The organism is Nonomuraea sp. CA-143628 (assembly GCF_050942315.1).
In the GTDB taxonomy this organism is placed as follows: domain Bacteria; phylum Actinomycetota; class Actinomycetes; order Streptosporangiales; family Streptosporangiaceae; genus Nonomuraea.
In genome coordinates, this window is the sequence record NZ_CP192072.1 from 5,378,063 (window position 1) to 5,394,023 (window position 15,961).

A 15,961-nucleotide genomic window follows, 5' to 3' on the forward strand; every position below is an offset into this window, starting at 1 on the left:
GTAAGCCTGGCCCAGCTCAGGCCCCCGCTCACTCCCAGCGGAACGTGCGCGCGGCGATGCCGAGCGACAGCACCGCCCAGGAGGCCAGCACCGCCAGCGCCGTCAGCGGCACGGCCGCGCCCCCGGCGAGCACGGAACGCAGCCCGCCGGTCAGCGCCGAGATCGGCAGCACCTCCAGGGCCGGCCGCATCCCGGCGGGGAACTTCGCCAGCGGGAAGATCACCCCGCCCGCCCCGAGCAGCACCAGGTAGACGAGGTTGGCCGCGGCCAGCGTCGCCTCGGCCCGCAGCACGCCCGCCATGAGCAGCCCCAGCCCGCTGAACGCCGCCGTCCCCAGCAGCACGAGCAGCAGCGCCCCCACCGGCGAGCCCTGGGGCCGCCAGCCGAGCGCCAGCGCGACCGCCACGATCACCACGACCTGGACGCCCTCGACCGCGAGCACCGCCACCGTCTTGGCCAGCAGCAGCCCGGCCCGCGACAGGGGAGTCGCGCCGAGCCGCTTCAGCACGCCGTAGCGGCGCTCGAAGCCCGTCGCGATCGCCTGCCCGGTGAACGCCGTCGACATGATCGCCAGCGCGAGCACGCCCGGCGCGAGGAAGTCGATGCGCCTGCCCCCGCCGACGTCGATCAGCGGAGCCAGTGAGAACCCGACGAGCAGCAGCACCGGGATGATCAGCGTCAGCAGCAGCTGCTCGCCGTTGCGCAGCGTCGCGCGCGTCTCGGCCGCCGCCTGCGCCAGCACCATGCGGGCGAACGGCGCCGCCGCCGGGGCGGGGGTGAAGTCGAGCGTGGTCATCGCAGCTCCCTGCCGGTCAGCTCCAGGAAGACGTCTTCGAGCGTGCGGCGCTCGATGCTCAGGTCGTCGGCCATGACGCCCTCGGCGGCGCACCAGGTCGTCACGGTCGCCAGCAGCTCCGGGCCCACCTGGCCCTCGATGATGTAGTGGCCGGCGGGCGACTCCTTGGCCGCGCTGCCCCCCGGCAACGCGTGGAGCAACTCGTCCAGCGAGAGTCCCGGCCGGGCCCGGAAGCGCAGCTGCCGCTCGGCCCCGGTCAGCGACGCCGGGCTGCCCTCGGCCACCACCCGGCCCCGATCGATGATCACCACGTGGTCGGCCAGCCGTTCGGCCTCGTCCATGTGGTGGGTGGTGAGCACCACGGAGACCCCCGCGGCCCGCAGCTCGCCCACCAGGTCCCAGCAGGCGTGCCTGGCCTGCGGGTCGAGCCCGGCCGTCGGCTCGTCGAGGAAGACCAGCTCCGGCCGGCCGATCACCGCCGCGGCCAGGGAGAGCCGTTGCTGCTGGCCCCCCGACAGGCGGCGGTAAGGGGTGCGGGCGTGGTCGGCCAGGCCGAGGCGTACCAGAAGGGCGCCGGCGTCGAGCGGGCGGGCGTAGAAGCGCGAGACCAGGCGCAGCCACTCACCGCAGCGCACCGCGGGCGGCACGCCGCCCGCCTGGAGCATCACGCCCACCCGGGGCCGCAGCGCGGGCTGGTCGGGCGGCAGGCCCAGGACGCGTACGGTGCCGGAGTCGGCCTCGCGGAACCCCTCGCAGATCTCGACCGTGGAGGTCTTGCCGGCGCCGTTGGGCCCGAGCACGGCGGTGACCGCGCCCCGCTCGGCGCGCAGCGTCAGGCCGTCGATCGCCGTGGCGCCGCCGTAACGCTTGACCAGGTCGATGAGCTCGACGGCTGGGGATTCCATGGCCACGAGTTTAGGGACTGTCCGCGGCGGTCCGGCTGGCAACCCTGCCCGGCCCGCACGCGACTGATCACCGGGCCGATCGCGTGGTCGATCGCGTGGCCGGATATGGACAGCTGTTGACCCGGCCGTTTCCCGGAAAGTCCCCACCGGGAGTGAAAGTCTGAGAGTGACGTCCACATCACAGGAGGTTTCCATGTCACAGCGTAGTGGCTATGAGCCCGGTGTTCCGTGCTGGGTGGATCTGTCGAGCACCGACGTCGAGGCGTCCGTCCGCTTCTACGACGACGTCTTCGGCTGGCAGGCGGAGATGATCGACGACCCGGCGGCCGGGGGCTACGGCCAGTTCACCTACGACGGCGAGAAGGTCGCCGGAGTGGGCCCCGTCATGGGGGAAGGCATGCCCTCGACCTGGAACACCTATATCGCCATCGACGACGCAGCCGCCACCGCCGACCGGGTCAAGAACGCGGGCGGGACCGTCGTCGTGGAGCCCCTGCAGGTGTTCGAGGAAGGCACCATGGCCGTCTTCCAGGCCCCCGACGGGTCGTTCGTGTCGGCCTGGCAGGCCGGCCGCCACAACGGCGCCGAGCTGGTCAACGAGCCGGTCTCCTTCTGCTGGAACGAGCTCGTCAGCCGCGACGTCGCGAGCGCGGAGCGGTTCTACCCGGCCGTCTTCGGCTGGACCCCGCACCACCAGGAGATGGACGGCGTCAAGTACACCGAGTGGCATCTCGGGGAGGCGAGCATCGCCGGCATGATCGAGCTGTCGCCGAACTATCCGCCGGAGACACCGTCCCACTGGATGACGTACTTCGCCGTCGACGACCTCGACGCCACCGTCGCCGCGGCCGAGCGCGCGGGCGCCACGATCCTGGTCGGGGCCATGGACGCGCCTCCCGGGCGCTTCGCCATGCTCACCGACCCGCAGGGCGCGGCACTGTCCGTGATCCAACTCCACGAAATCAGCTAAACATCCCATAACCGGGAATTCGGTAGACCGGAGTTTGGTTTCATCCCTCGGCCCTCGTGGGCCACACGCCTGCGAGGGAGAGGGGTTCACGCATGTCCGTGGCAGAAGCCACGCCACTCACGTCACCTGTCGTCAAGGACAACCGCCGCGGACTGCTGTTAATCATTCTCGGAGCGCTCTCGGCCATCGGCCCGCTCTCGATCGACATGTACCTGCCCGCGCTGCCCGCCATCACCGGTGAGCTGGTCAGCACGCCCGCCCAGGTACAGCTGACATTGACCGCCTGCCTCATCGGCGTCTCCATCGGCCAGGTGGTCGCCGGGCCGGTGAGCGACGTACGCGGCCGCCGGCTGCCGCTGATCGTGGGCGTGGCCGGCTACACCCTCGCCTCGCTGCTGTGCGCCTTCGCCCCCTCGGTCCCCGTGCTCATCGTCTTCCGCCTGCTGCAGGGCATTCTCGGCGGCGCGGCCCTGGTCATCGTCCGGGCCGTCGTCCGCGACCTGTACGACGGCGCCGCCATCGCGCGCATCTTCGCCACCCTCATGCTCGTCAGCGGCCTCGCGCCGATCCTGGCCCCGATCGCGGGCGCGCAGCTGCTCGCCTTCACCTCCTGGCGCGGGGTGTTCGTCGCGCTGAGCCTGGCGGGCATCGTGCTGCTCATGGCCGTGCTCGGCGGGGTGCGTGAGACGCTGCCCGCCTACGAGCGGGAGAGCGGCGGGCTCGGCCACACCGTGCGCACCTTCTGGCAGTTGCTGCGCGACCGCTCGTTCATGGGCGGCGCGCTGACCGCCGGGCTGGCCTTCGCCGCCATGTTCGGCTACATCTCCGGCTCACCATTCGTGCTGCAGGAGGTCTACCACGCCACACCGCAGCAGTATTCGCTCATCTTCGGGCTCAACGCGCTCGGCCTGACCCTCATGGCGCAGGTCGGCGGGCGGCTCTCGGGACGGGTGCCACCGGCCCGGCTGGTGGCCATCGGCCTGTGCGTGGGCCTGACCGGCGCGGCGCTGCTGCTGGCCGCGGCCACGATCGGCATGGGGCTGGCGGGCATCGTCGCCGGGCTGTTCGTCATCATGTGCGGCCAGGGCCTGGTGCTTCCGGGCACCGGCGCGCTGGCCCTGGCCAGCCAGCCGCAGCAGATCGCGGGCAGCGCCTCCGCCCTGCTCGGCGTGCTCCAGTTCGCGCTGGGCGCCCTGGCCGCGCCGCTGGTCGGGCTGGTGGGATCGGGTACGGCGGTGCCGATGGCCTCGGTGATGCTGGGGCTCATCGCCTGCTCGGCCGTGTCGTTCCTGGTCATCGGCAGAGTTAGGTAAGCCTACCCTGCGTGAGAAATTCCATTCCCCGTCTTTCTGGATCCATTTGTGAACCGGGAAGGAATTACGGCACACTGATGTTGTGAAAAACGTGCCCACGTCGATCGAGTCACATGGACACGAGCGCGGCACCCGCGCCCGTGTGGCTCGGCTGATCCTTGAGCACGGTCCCGTCGCGGCTGCCGCGCTGGGCGAGCGGCTCGGGCTCACGCCCGCCGCCGTCCGCCGTCACCTCGACGCGTTGCTGGCCGACGGGATGATCGAGCCTCGCACCGTGCGTCCGCGCGGGCAGCGCGGGAGAGGGCGGCCGGCCAAGCTGTTCGCCATCACCGACGCGGGGCGCAGTGCTTTCGAGCACGCCTACGACGACCTGGCCGGTAGCGCGCTGCGTTTCCTGGCCGAGCGCGTGGGCGAGGAAGCCGTGACCGACTTCGCCCGTTCGCAGGTGTCCAGCCTGCTGCGGCGCCTGGAGCCGGTCATGCGGACGGTGCCGGCCGACCAGCGCGTACAAGTGCTGGCGCAGGCGCTGTCGGCGGATGGATACGCCGCCTCGGCCACCAAGGCCAATCTGGGCGGCGACCAGCTCTGCCAGCACCACTGCCCGGTGGCGCACGTGGCCGCGGAGTTCCCGCAGCTGTGTGAGGCCGAGACCGAGGCGTTCGCGCAGCTGCTCGGCACCCCCGTGCAGCGCCTGGCCACGATCGCGCACGGCGACGGGGTCTGCACCACACATGTGAGCCCGCACGCGCTGGGTCTTGCGACGAGCAGGGCCACCCATAGCGACAAAAGCAAGGAGACCGGAAGGTGACTGTCACCGACCGCCCGGAGCTGGAAGGCCTCGGGAATTACAAGTTCGGCTGGTCCGACTCGGATGCCGCAGGGGCGGTGGCCAAGCGTGGCCTGTCCGAGGAGGTCGTCCGCAACATCTCCGCGCTCAAGAACGAGCCGGAGTGGATGCTCGACCTTCGCCTGAAGGGCCTCCGCCTGTTCGGCAAGAAGCCCCTGCCCACCTGGGGCTCCGACCTCACGGGCATCGACTTCGACAACATCAAATACTTCGTGCGCTCGACCGAGAAGCAGGCCGCTTCCTGGGACGAGCTGCCCGACGACATCAAGAACACCTACGACAAGCTCGGCATCCCCGAGGCGGAGAAGCAGCGCCTCATCGCCGGTGTCGCCGCCCAGTACGAATCCGAGGTCGTCTATCACAAGATCCGTGAGGACCTCGAGGAGAAGGGCGTCATCTTCGTCGACACCGACACGGGCCTGAGGGAGCACGAGGAGCTCTTCAAGGAATACTTCGGCTCGGTCATCCCGGTGGGCGACAACAAGTTCGCCGCCCTCAACAGCTCCGTGTGGTCCGGTGGCTCGTTCATCTACGTGCCGCCGAACGTCGAGGTCGAGATCCCGCTGCAGGCCTACTTCCGGATCAACACCGAGAACATGGGCCAGTTCGAGCGGACCCTGATCATCGTCGACGAGGGCAGCTACGTCCACTACGTCGAGGGCTGCACCGCGCCGATCTACTCCTCCGACTCGCTGCACTCCGCGGTCGTCGAGATCGTCGTGAAGAAGAACGCCCGTTGCCGTTACACGACCATCCAGAACTGGTCCAACAACGTCTACAACCTGGTCACCAAGCGCGCCGTCGCCTACGAGGGCGCGACCATGGAGTGGATCGACGGCAACATCGGCTCCAAGGTCACCATGAAGTACCCGGCCGTCTACCTGATGGGCGAGCACGCCAAGGGCGAGACGCTGAGCGTCGCCTTCGCGGGCGAGGGCCAGCACCAGGACGCCGGGTCCAAGATGGTGCACCTGGCTCCGCACACGAGCTCCACCGTGATCTCCAAGTCGGTGGCGCGCGGCGGCGGCCGTACCTCCTACCGCGGTCTGGTGCAGATCGAAGAGGGCGCCCACGGCAGCGCCAGCACGGTCAAGTGCGACGCGCTCCTGGTCGACCAGATCAGCCGCTCCGACACCTACCCCTACGTCGACGTCCGCGAGGACGACGTCTCGATGGGACACGAGGCCACGGTCTCCAAGGTGAGCGAGGACCAGCTGTTCTACCTCATGAGCCGCGGTCTCAACGAGGACGAGGCGATGGCGATGATCGTGCGCGGCTTCGTCGAGCCGATCGCCCGCGAGCTCCCCATGGAGTACGCCCTCGAGCTCAACCGCCTCATCGAGCTGCAGATGGAAGGAGCCGTCGGCTGATGGGCCTGACCGAGAAGCCCTTGTCGACCCTGCACGAGAAGGCGTCCTACGACCTGGACGACTTCGAGGTCCCCACAGGGCGCGAAGAGGCGTGGCGCTTCACGCCGCTGTCCCGCCTGAAGGGCCTGCACAGCGGCAAGGCGGAGATCACCGGACGGGTGCTCACCCAGGCCTACACCCCGGCGGGCGTCACCGCCGAGTGGGTCGGGCGTGAGGACGCGCGCATCGGCAAGGCGTACGTGCCGGCCGACCGCGTCAGCGCGCAGGCCTACAACGCCTTCGAGAAGGCGCTGGTCGTGACCGTGCCCAAGGAGTCGGTGCCCGCCGAGCACATCCGTATCGAGGTGCGCGGCGGCGGCAACGACGGGGCCACCTACGGCCACATCGTGGTCGTGGTCGAGCCGCTGGCCGAGGCCGTGGTCGTCATCGAGCACCAGGGCAGCGCGGTCTACGCCGACAACATCGAGTTCGTCGTCGGCGACGGCGCCACGCTCAAGGTCGTCAGCCTGCAGGACTGGGACGACGACTCCGTACATGTCTCCCACCACCACGCCCAGCTCGCCAAGGACGCCACGTTCAGGGGCTTCGCGGTGACCCTGGGCGGCGACCTGGTGCGCCTGTCGCCGAGCGTGTCCTACACCGGGCCCGGCGGCGACGCCGACCTGTCCGGCGTCTACTTCGTCGACGCGGGCCAGCACCTGGAGCACCGCCTCCTGGTCGACCACTCGCAGCCCCACTGCAAGAGCAACGTCGACTACCGCGGCGCCCTGCAGGGTGAGGACGCGCACGCCGTGTGGATCGGCGACGTGATCATCAGGGTCGAGGCCGAGGGCACCGACACCTACGAGCTCAACCGCAACCTGATCCTCACCGACGGCGCCCGCGCCGACTCGGTGCCCAACCTGGAGATCCTCACCGGCGAGGTGGCCGGCGCCGGCCACGCCAGCGCCTCCGGGCGCCTCGACGACGAGCACATCTTCTACCTGCAGGCCCGCGGCATCCCCTTCGACGAGGCCCGTCGCCTGGTCATCCGGGGCTTCCTCGGCCAGCTCATCGAGAAGATCCAGGTGGCGGAGATCCGTGACCGCGTCATGAACGCGGTGGAGGCGGAGCTCGCGCGATGAGTTTCGAGAAGGTGTGCAAGGTCGAGGACATCCCCGACGGGGGCGTACTCGGCCTGGAGGTCGGGGAGACCCCGGTCGCGCTCGTCCGCAAGGGCGGCGAGGTGTTCGCCCTGCACGACGTCTGCTCCCACGCCGAGGTGAAGCTCAGCGAGGGTGAGGTCTACGACGGCACGCTCGAGTGCTGGCTGCACGGCTCGTGCTTCGACATCCGCTCGGGCAAGCCCACCGGCCCGCCCGCCATCCGACCCGTGAACGTCTACACAGTCCAGATCGACGGCGACGACGTCCTCGTCTCGCTCTCGAAGGAGTCATAAACACATGTCCACCCTTGAGATCCGTGACCTGAAGGTCGCCGTCGAGGACAAGGAAATCCTGCGCGGCGTCAACCTCACCGTGCAGTCGGGCAAGACCCACGCCATCATGGGCCCGAACGGCTCCGGCAAGTCCACCCTCGCCTACGCCATCGCCGGTCACCCGAAATACACCATCACCGGCGGCGAGGTGCTGCTCGACGGCGTCGACCTGCTGGAGCTGACCGTCGACGAGCGGGCCCGCGCCGGCCTGTTCCTCGCCATGCAGTACCCGGTCGAGGTCCCGGGCGTGTCGGTCTCCAACTTCCTGCGCTCCGCGGTCACCGCGATCCGCGGCGAGGCGCCCAAGCTGCGCCAGTTCGCCAAGGACCTCAAGAGCGGCATGGACGCGCTGTCCATCGACGCCGCGTTCGCCCAGCGCAACCTCAACGAGGGCTTCTCCGGCGGTGAGAAGAAGCGCCACGAGATCCTCCAGCTGGAGCTGCTCCAGCCGAAGATCGCGGTGCTCGACGAGACCGACTCCGGCCTCGACGTCGACGCGCTGCGCGTGGTGTCGGAGGGCATCAACCGCTTCCGCGCCTCGGGCGACACGGGCATCCTGCTGATCACGCACTACACCCGAATCCTGCGGTACGTGAAGCCCGACTTCGTCCACGTCTTCGCCGGCGGCAAGATCGTGGAGGAGGGCGGGCCGGAGCTGGCCGACAAGCTCGAGGCCGAAGGCTACGAGCAGTACACGAAGGCGCTTGCATGACTTCCACCAGCTTGGACGTGGAGAGGATCAGGAAGGACTTCCCGGTTCTCTCCCGCGAGCTGCCCGGCGGGCGTCCGCTCGTCTACCTCGACTCGGGCAACTCCTCACAGAAGCCCACGGCGGTCGTCGAGACCGTCCGCGAGCACCTGGCGATGCACTACAGCAACGTCGGGCGGGCCATGCACGCGCTCGGCGCGGAGTCGACCGAGGCCTACGAGAACGCGCGCGACAAGGTGGCCGAGTTCATCGGCGCCCCGTCGCGCGACGAGGTGATCTTCACCAAGAACGCCTCCGAGGCGCTCAACCTGGTCGCCTACTCCTTCGGCAACCCGGGCAACACCGACCCCCGCTTCACCCTCGGCCCCGGCGACGAGGTGGTGATCTCCGAGATGGAGCACCACTCCAACATCGTGCCGTGGCAGTTCCTGGTGCAGCGCACGGGGGCGACCCTGAAGTGGTTCGGCGTCACGGACGACGGCCGCCTCGATATTTCGGATATTTCAGGACTGATCACCGAGCGCACGAAGATCGTGTCGATCGCGCACCAGTCCAACGTGCTCGGCACCGTCAACCCGGTCGCCGACGTGCTCCGGCGGGCCCGTGAGGTGGGCGCGCTGGTGATGCTCGACGCCTCCCAGTCGGTCCCGCACCACGCCGTGGACATGGCCGCGCTGGGTGTCGACTTCGTGGCCTTCACCGGCCACAAGATGGTCGGCCCCTCGGGCATCGGCGTCCTGTGGGGCCGGGCCGAGCTGCTCGACGCCATGCCCCCGTTCATGGGCGGCGGCGAGATGATCGAGGCCGTCTGGATGGACCACTCGACGTACGCGCCGGTTCCGCACAAGTTCGAGGCGGGCACGCCGCCGATCGTCGAGGCCATCGGCCTCGGCGCGGCCGTCGACTACCTGACCGGTGTCGGCATGGAGGCCATCGAGGCGCACGAGCGCGGCCTGACGGCCTACGCCCTCGACGCGCTGCGCCAGGTGCCCACGCTGCGCCTGATCGGGCCCGACTCGCTCGACCAGCGGGGCGCCACCCTGTCGTTCACGCTCGAGGGCATCCACCCGCACGACGTCGGGCAACTGCTCGACGACGAGTTCGGCATCGCGGTGCGGGTCGGCCACCACTGCGCGCGACCGCTGCACCTGCGCTTCGGAATACCGGCGACCACCAGGGCGTCGTTCTATCTGTACAACACCACGGACGAGATCGACGCCTTGGTCCGCGGCCTCCATCACGTTCAGAAGGTGTTCGCATAGCCATGATCGGCGAGTCGATGTACCAGGAACTTATCCTGGAACACTACAAGCACCCGCAGGGGCGGGGACTGCGTGATCCCTACGACGCCGAGGTTCACCACGTGAACCCCACGTGCGGCGACGAGATCACGCTCCGGGTCAGGCTGGGCGAGGCCGGCAAGATCGAGGACGTCTCCTACGATGGGCAGGGCTGTTCGATCAGCCAGGCCGCCGCCTCTGTGCTGCACGAGCTGACCACCGGCTCGACGGTCGAGGAGACGCTGTCCGTGGTCGACGAGTTCACCCGGCTCATGCAAGGCCGGGGCAAGGTGGAGGCCGACGAGGACGTGCTCGGCGACGCGGTGGCGTTCGCGGGCGTGGCCAAGTTCCCCGCGCGCGTGAAGTGCGCGCTGTTGTCGTGGATGGCCTACAAGGACGCTGTAGTGAGGAGTGCTGCGCGATGAGCAAGCCGGTGGAGACACCGACCGGGTTCGACGGTGAGGCCACCGTCGACGAGGTCATGGAGGCGCTCAAGGACGTCGTCGACCCCGAGCTCGGCATCAACGTCGTCGACCTGGGCCTGATCTACGGGCTCAATCTCGACCCCGCCGAGGGTGGCCAGCCCGTGGCCACCATCGACATGACGCTGACCAGCGCGGCCTGCCCGCTGACCGATGTCATCGAGGATCAAGCGCATTCCGCGCTCGAGGGCATGGTCTCCGATGTTAAGATCAATTGGGTCTGGCTCCCGCCGTGGGGACCGGACAAGATCACTGACGAAGGGCGCGAGCAGCTTCGTATGCTAGGCTTCAACGTCTGATCGTTGCTGTACGGCTGGCATCTCGGTGTCAGCCGCTTCAGCCTGCCAAAGTCCGAAATTCGGACAACTCGGGGAATACATGGTGTCTTCCTCGTGTTGGCAACACGTGCACCTAGCGCACCAATGTGCGTTTCAACGCCGCCTGCGGCCGGCAAATGGGTGCGCGTAGACGGCCTGTCCTCCGGGCCAGTCCCCACCCAGCAGGTGCCTGTCACCTGCGCCTCGCAATGAACTACGGCACCGCCGTACGTCCCGGCTCGTCCTTTTCGCAGAAGTGACGCGCCACTTCGACTGAAAGGCACGAAGTTCGTGACCATGCTTGACGCTGTCCTGCCCGAGCTCAACGAGAGCACCCCCGAGCCGGGTCCGTCCGGGTTCGAGCTGCTCGGCCTGCCGAAGCCGCTCGTCTCCGGGCTGGCCAAGCAGGGCATCGACAGCCCGTTCCCGATCCAGAGCGCGACCATCCCCGACGTCCTGACCGGCGCCAACGTGCTCGGCCGCGGCCAGACCGGCTCCGGCAAGACCCTCGCCTTCGGGCTGCCCCTCATGGCCCGCATCTCCGGTGTCCGGCCCACGCCGGGCCGCCCCCGCGCGATGATCCTCGTCCCCACCCGTGAGCTCGCGCTCCAGGTGCACGACGCCCTCGAGCCGCTCGGCCGGGGCCTCGGCCTGCGCATGAAGGTCGTCGTCGGCGGCATGTCGATGGGCAAGCAGATCGAGGCGCTGCGCCGCGGCGTCGACGTCGTCATCGCCACCCCCGGCCGCCTGGGCGACCTCATCCGCCAGGGTGAGTGCTCGCTGGGCGACGTCGAGGTCAGCGTCCTCGACGAGGCCGACCACATGTGCGACCTGGGCTTCTTCCCCGTCGTCACCGAGCTGCTCGCGCAGACTCCGGCCGACGGGCAGCGGCTGCTGTTCTCGGCCACGCTCGACGGCGACGTCGACAAGCTGGTGCGGCGCTTCCTCAAGGACCCGATCACGCACTCCGTGGCCCCCGCGACCTCCCCGGTCGAGCTCATGGAGCACCACGTGGTGCAGGTCTCGCGTGACGACAAGTTCGACGTCACGGCGGAGATCGCCAACCGCGAGGGCCGTACGATCATCTTCGTCCGCACCCAGCACGGCGTCGACCGGCTCTGCAAGCAACTGGCCCGCGTCGGCATCAAGTCGGGCGGCCTGCACGGCGGCAAGCGCCAGAACCAGCGCACCCGCATCCTGGCCGAGTTCCGTGAGGGCTCCGTCAACGTGCTCGTCTGCACCGACGTCGCGGCGCGCGGCATCCACGTCGACAACATCAGCCTTGTGCTGCACGTCGACCCGCCGCAGGACCACAAGAGCTACCTGCACCGCGGCGGCCGCACCGCCCGCGCCGGCGAGAAGGGCACCGTGGTCACCCTGGTGCTGCCGAGCGAGCGCCGTTCGACCGACCAGCTCACCCGCCGGGCCGGGATCCACCCGTTCCGCCTCAAGGCCGAGCCGGGCCACCCCCGTCTGGCCGAGGTGACGGGCGCCCGCGTCCCGAGCGGCGAGCCCATCCCCGTCTGGGAGCCCGACGTCCGCAAGCCGCTGCGTCCCCGCCGCGAAGGCGGCCACGGTGGCTCCGAGCGTCGCGGGCGCCGTCCGCGCCGCGAGTTCGACGGCGAGCGCCGTCCGCGCCGCCACGAGGATGGGCAGCGCCCCTTCGCCTCGGGCGACGACCGGCGCCCCCGTCGTCACGACGGCGATGACCGCTACCCGCGCCGGCACGCCGAGGGCGGCTCGCAGGAGCCCCGCACCTTCGGCGAGGACCGGGGCGGCGACCGCGGCCAGGGCGGCGGCTACCGTGGCGGTGACCGTGGCCCGCGTGGCGGCGGCTACCGCGACGACCGCCCGGCCCGCTCGGACGGCCCGCGCGGCGGCTACCGCTCCGACGACCGTCAGAGCGGAGCGCGCTCGGACGACCGCCAGGGTGGCGGCTACCGTTCCAACGACCGTCAGGGCGGCTACCGCTCCGATGACCGTCAGGGTGGTTACCGCTCGGACGACCGTCAGGGTGGCTTCCGTTCCGACGACCGCGGCCCGCGTGGCGGCGGCTACCGCTCGGACGACCGCGGCTCCCGCGCCGCCGGTGGCGACCGTGGCCGCCCGTTCTCGGCCGACCGCGACCGTTCCGCCCGCACCGACGACCGTCCGCGCGACGGCTACCGCTCTGGCGGGGCCCGCTCGGACGAGCGTGGCGGCTACCGCTCCGACGACCGTGGCAACGGCGGCTTCCGCAGCGGCACCGGCCGCCGCTTCGACCGCTGACCCTGGCGGTTTCCGTAGCGGCACCGGCTGTTGCTTCGACCGGTGACCCTGGCGGTTTCCGGCCACTGCTTCGATCGGTGACCCAGACGGGTCACCGGTGAGCGCCGGTGGCCGACGCTGACCAACGCACGGCGCTGCCCGCCGTACCCCTTCAACGGGGGTACGGCGGGCAGCGCCGTTTTGCGCTCAGGAGTCGGGTACGTGTTCCCGGCGGGGCCGCAGCGCGTGCATCGCGGCTCCGGGATCGTCGGCGAAGAAGCGGATCACGCGGGCCTCGGCGCGTCGGCCGAGGGGGCGGACGGCGATGATCGGTTCGGTCAGTTCGAGGATCAGGTTGGTCTGGGAGGCCACCGCCACGACCAGCCGGTCGCCCGCCACCTCCACCTTGATCGTGCCGTTCTCGTTGAAGTTGCGGACCTGGCGTACCTGGGCGATCCGCTCGCGCGGGACGCGCAAATCGAAGAACGCGCCGTAACGGATGCGTACCTCCTCGGCGGAGACGACGTGGGGCCGGGTGACGCAGGCCGCGATGACCGCGAGCACCACCAGGACCGTATAGGCGTCCACCACGAGGAACACGGTGCGCAGGCCGACCGGCGCGCCGAACGCCCGCAGCAAGATCTCCGCGACGATCAACTCCATGACCATCGCGAACAGGAAGATCATCATCGTGGAGGTCTGCGCGCGGGAGTAGGAGAGGGCGGTGGCGCCCTGCGGCACGCCGTGGCGGCGCCGCGCGACCCACAGGGCGAGGCTGACCATGCCCTTCGCGTCGAACCCCACGATCCGCCGCACCTGATCGGGGACCAGCCGCCCATAGGCCGCCCGCAACGCCGTCCGCCGGTCCGCGCCGCCCCGGCGCTCGGCGCCGAACAGCCGGTACAGGGTCACCGCCTCCAGCACGAGCACGGCGACGACGGCCGCCTCGGCCGCCGCGACCAGCGGGCCGGGCAGCGACACGCCGGACACGAGCAGGACCGCGAGCAGCAGCTCCATGGGCACCATGGCGAACAGCACGGCGCGCGCGACCCGCACCATCACGCTCGCTCCTTCAGCATGACCATGACCAGCCGGAACACCTCGGCCTGGGCGGCGGGCATCTCGCCGTACATCGTCGTCAGCCACTGCCCGCCATCTGCGTCCTCGGGGGTGGCCGGGCGCATGTGATCGGGCGCCGAGTCCAGGTTCGCGAGCATCGCCGTCACCATCTCGTCGGGAAAGTGCGCGGCGAGGTCGGCGGCGAGCGTGGTGACGCGGGGGTCGCCGGGGTCGGCGTCGGCGAGCTCGTCCAGCCGCGCGTAGAGGGCGTGTCCCCGAGCGAGCGCCTCGGGCTCGGTGAGCGGGCGGAACAGATCGATGAACTCGGCCCGGTCGGCGGGGTCGGCCACAGTGTCCATCAGAGCCAGCAGCTCCCGGTCCATTTCGGCGAACTTCGAGCCCTCGACGGACAGATCGCGCAGGACCGTCGCCATTTCCGGCGACACCGTCGAGTCGGGATGCAGGTCCGTCTCCGCCAGGAGCGCGGCCAGCCGGTTCCGCCTGAGACCGATCGTCTCCTGCTGCCGGGCCAGGTCGGCGTCCAGCTCCAGGAGCACTTCCCGCAGCTCCCGGCCCCGGTCGTCGGCCAGGACGTCGCGGATCTCGTCCAGGGACATGCCCAGCTCGGCCAGCCTGCGTACGCGGGTGAGGGCCACGGCGTCTCGCAACCGGTACTCCCGGTAGCCGTTGGCCAGCCGTTCTGGCTCGGGGAGAAGGTTCAGGTGGTGGTAGTGGCGCACGGTCCGGGTGGACACCCCGGCCAGTGCGGCAAGCTCGCCGATCCTCATGGGGCCTATTGGACACGTTGACGCTACGGCAAGGTCAAATCGCACGGTCCGTTGTGGCTGGGGTTCTTTGAGGGGAATGCCCCCTTCGGTGGAGAAGGCGGTCCGTTGTGACTGGTGTCCCTTGGGAGGGATGCCCCTTTGGGGATGTCTAGCGGGGGCGGAGCAGTGGTACCAGGGCGAGGCCGGCTACCGCGGCGGCCGTGATGACCACCGGCGGTGAGAGCAACTGGGCGGCCGAGCCTGCCACGGCGAAGCCGATGCCCTGCCAGAACATCAGCCCCGCCGTCTGGATGCTCAATGCCCTGCCCACCACCTCCTCCGGGGCCGTGTCCATGAGGAGCTGGTCCAGTCCCAGGTGGTGCGCCAGGCCCATGCCCGACAGCACGAGCAGCCCGACCGCGAACGGCAGTCCGGGGCGCAGGCCGAAGGCGAGTTGCGGCAGGAACATCAGCAGCGCCAGCGGCACGACCAGCCGCAGCCGTCCGGCGGGCGAGGGGATCCACAGGCACAGGAGCTCACCCAGGACCGTGCCGACCGGCAGGGCCGACATCAGGAGCCCCAGCCCTACCGTCCCGAACCCGGCAAGGTGGGCGTACGGCGCCGCCAGTGCCTCGGGTGTCACCCCGATGGCGGGCACGGCCCAGCCGAACACCAGGACGCGGCGCAGCCGTACCAGCCGGAAGACCCGCCCGAGCCCCGCCAGCGAGTCGCGTACGAGCGAGAGCGACCGGGCCGAGGCGGCGGCGGGACGGGCCTCGACCCCTATGGCGAGCAGCGCCGCCGACACCAGGAAGGCGCCCGTGTTGAGCAGGAGGGCGGCGCGCGGGGTCAGTGCGATGAGCAGCAGCCCGCCGAGCGCGAACCCGCCCACCTGCGCGGCCTGCGCCACCAGCCGGAACAGGCTGCGGCCCGCGATGTAGACCTCGCCGTCGAGCACGCGCGGCAGCACCGCGGCCCGCGCGCCCGCGAAGACCGGGGCCACCAGGCCCATCCCGAACGCCAGCACCAGCACGACGCCTACGGGTAAGCCGGGCAGTGCCATGGCCGCGGCCAGCGCGGCCGTCGTCAGGTTGCAGCCCACCAGCAGGCGCCGGATCGCCACCCGATCGGCCAGTGCTGACAGCAGCACCCCGCCGAACAGGTAGGGGACGAACGCCACGGTGAACACCAGCGCGGCCAGGAAGGGTGAGCCGGTCTGGCGGTAGACCAGCACGGTGAGGGCGAACTGGGTCACGATCGTGCCCAGCATGCAGACGACATGCGACAGGAAGATCGCCCGGAACTCGGGCACGGCCAGCGCGTCCCGGTATCGGGCGCGGGTGGGCGCCGGCTGGTTCATCGAGTTCCCCCCAGGTGAAGTGTCGGTCGCCGTGGCCTGCCCCGGCCACGGCGACCGTCGGT

The 15,961-nt window shown here is 70.2% G+C and carries 16 protein-coding genes; 11 read left to right on the forward strand and 5 right to left on the reverse strand.

The annotated features are described in order from the left end of the window. Positions 1-28: 28 nt before the first annotated feature. Together ACQP2T_RS24590 and ACQP2T_RS24595 are read right to left on the reverse strand one after the other, a co-directional pair. Positions 29-796 (reverse strand): ABC transporter permease, encoded by a 768-nt coding sequence (locus tag ACQP2T_RS24590; protein WP_433518403.1) that lies wholly within the window; start codon positions 794-796, stop codon positions 29-31. Beyond that, positions 793-1,701, reverse strand: a complete 909-nt coding sequence (locus ACQP2T_RS24595; RefSeq protein ID WP_433518404.1) for an ABC transporter ATP-binding protein — start codon at positions 1,699-1,701, stop codon at positions 793-795. The genes ACQP2T_RS24590 and ACQP2T_RS24595 overlap by 4 nt, the downstream gene beginning before the upstream one ends. Positions 1,702-1,894: 193 nt before the next feature. On the opposite strand from ACQP2T_RS24595, the gene ACQP2T_RS24600 reads away from it, so the two are divergent. From ACQP2T_RS24600 to ACQP2T_RS24650, 11 genes are all read left to right on the forward strand, one after another. Continuing rightward, on the forward strand, positions 1,895-2,671 hold the full coding sequence (locus ACQP2T_RS24600; protein ID WP_433518405.1) for a VOC family protein: 777 nt from the start codon (positions 1,895-1,897) through the stop codon (positions 2,669-2,671). Between the two features lie 92 nt (positions 2,672-2,763). Further along, a complete protein-coding gene (locus tag ACQP2T_RS24605) occupies positions 2,764-3,984 on the forward strand; it encodes a multidrug effflux MFS transporter (RefSeq protein WP_433518406.1) in 1,221 nt (406 codons plus the stop codon). A 91-nt stretch (positions 3,985-4,075) separates the two neighbouring features. Then, positions 4,076-4,792 carry a helix-turn-helix transcriptional regulator gene (locus tag ACQP2T_RS24610; RefSeq protein WP_433519824.1) on the forward strand — a complete coding sequence of 239 codons (717 nt, stop codon included), beginning with the start codon at positions 4,076-4,078 and terminating at the stop codon, positions 4,790-4,792. A 77-nt stretch (positions 4,793-4,869) separates the two neighbouring features. After that, positions 4,870-6,201, forward strand: a complete 1,332-nt coding sequence (gene sufB / locus ACQP2T_RS24615) for a Fe-S cluster assembly protein SufB (RefSeq protein ID WP_433519825.1) — start codon at positions 4,870-4,872, stop codon at positions 6,199-6,201. Further along, a complete protein-coding gene (sufD, locus tag ACQP2T_RS24620; RefSeq protein WP_433518407.1) occupies positions 6,201-7,325 on the forward strand; it encodes a Fe-S cluster assembly protein SufD in 1,125 nt (374 codons plus the stop codon). The genes sufB and sufD overlap by 1 nt, the downstream gene beginning before the upstream one ends. Continuing rightward, a complete protein-coding gene (locus ACQP2T_RS24625) occupies positions 7,322-7,639 on the forward strand; it encodes a non-heme iron oxygenase ferredoxin subunit (protein WP_225291368.1) in 318 nt (105 codons plus the stop codon). The genes sufD and ACQP2T_RS24625 overlap by 4 nt, the downstream gene beginning before the upstream one ends. 4 nt (positions 7,640-7,643) lie before the next feature. Continuing rightward, positions 7,644-8,390: a Fe-S cluster assembly ATPase SufC gene (gene sufC, locus ACQP2T_RS24630; RefSeq protein ID WP_433518408.1), complete on the forward strand. Its 747-nt coding sequence runs from the start codon at positions 7,644-7,646 to the stop codon at positions 8,388-8,390. Further along, positions 8,387-9,649, forward strand: a complete 1,263-nt coding sequence (locus ACQP2T_RS24635) for a cysteine desulfurase (protein ID WP_433518409.1) — start codon at positions 8,387-8,389, stop codon at positions 9,647-9,649. The genes sufC and ACQP2T_RS24635 overlap by 4 nt, the downstream gene beginning before the upstream one ends. A 2-nt stretch (positions 9,650-9,651) precedes the next feature. Next, positions 9,652-10,092, forward strand: a complete 441-nt coding sequence (gene sufU, locus ACQP2T_RS24640; protein WP_433518410.1) for a Fe-S cluster assembly sulfur transfer protein SufU — start codon at positions 9,652-9,654, stop codon at positions 10,090-10,092. After that, the gene (locus tag ACQP2T_RS24645; RefSeq protein WP_357656615.1) at positions 10,089-10,448 is read left to right on the forward strand and encodes a metal-sulfur cluster assembly factor; all 360 of its coding nucleotides are present in this window, start codon (positions 10,089-10,091) and stop codon (positions 10,446-10,448) included. Before sufU ends, ACQP2T_RS24645 begins: the two co-directional genes overlap by 4 nt. Positions 10,449-10,763: 315 nt before the next feature. Next, the gene (locus ACQP2T_RS24650; RefSeq protein WP_433518411.1) at positions 10,764-12,734 is read left to right on the forward strand and encodes a DEAD/DEAH box helicase; all 1,971 of its coding nucleotides are present in this window, start codon (positions 10,764-10,766) and stop codon (positions 12,732-12,734) included. Positions 12,735-12,920: 186 nt separating this feature from the next. On the opposite strand, the gene ACQP2T_RS24655 is transcribed toward ACQP2T_RS24650, so the two are convergent. From ACQP2T_RS24655 to ACQP2T_RS24665, 3 genes are all read right to left on the reverse strand, one after another. Next, positions 12,921-13,772 (reverse strand): hypothetical protein, encoded by an 852-nt coding sequence (locus ACQP2T_RS24655; RefSeq protein WP_433519826.1) that lies wholly within the window; start codon positions 13,770-13,772, stop codon positions 12,921-12,923. Continuing rightward, the gene (locus tag ACQP2T_RS24660; protein WP_433518412.1) at positions 13,772-14,560 is read right to left on the reverse strand and encodes a MerR family transcriptional regulator; all 789 of its coding nucleotides are present in this window, start codon (positions 14,558-14,560) and stop codon (positions 13,772-13,774) included. The genes ACQP2T_RS24655 and ACQP2T_RS24660 overlap by 1 nt, the downstream gene beginning before the upstream one ends. 148 nt (positions 14,561-14,708) lie before the next feature. Continuing rightward, the gene (locus tag ACQP2T_RS24665) at positions 14,709-15,899 is read right to left on the reverse strand and encodes an MFS transporter (protein ID WP_433518413.1); all 1,191 of its coding nucleotides are present in this window, start codon (positions 15,897-15,899) and stop codon (positions 14,709-14,711) included. Positions 15,900-15,961 lie beyond the last annotated feature (62 nt).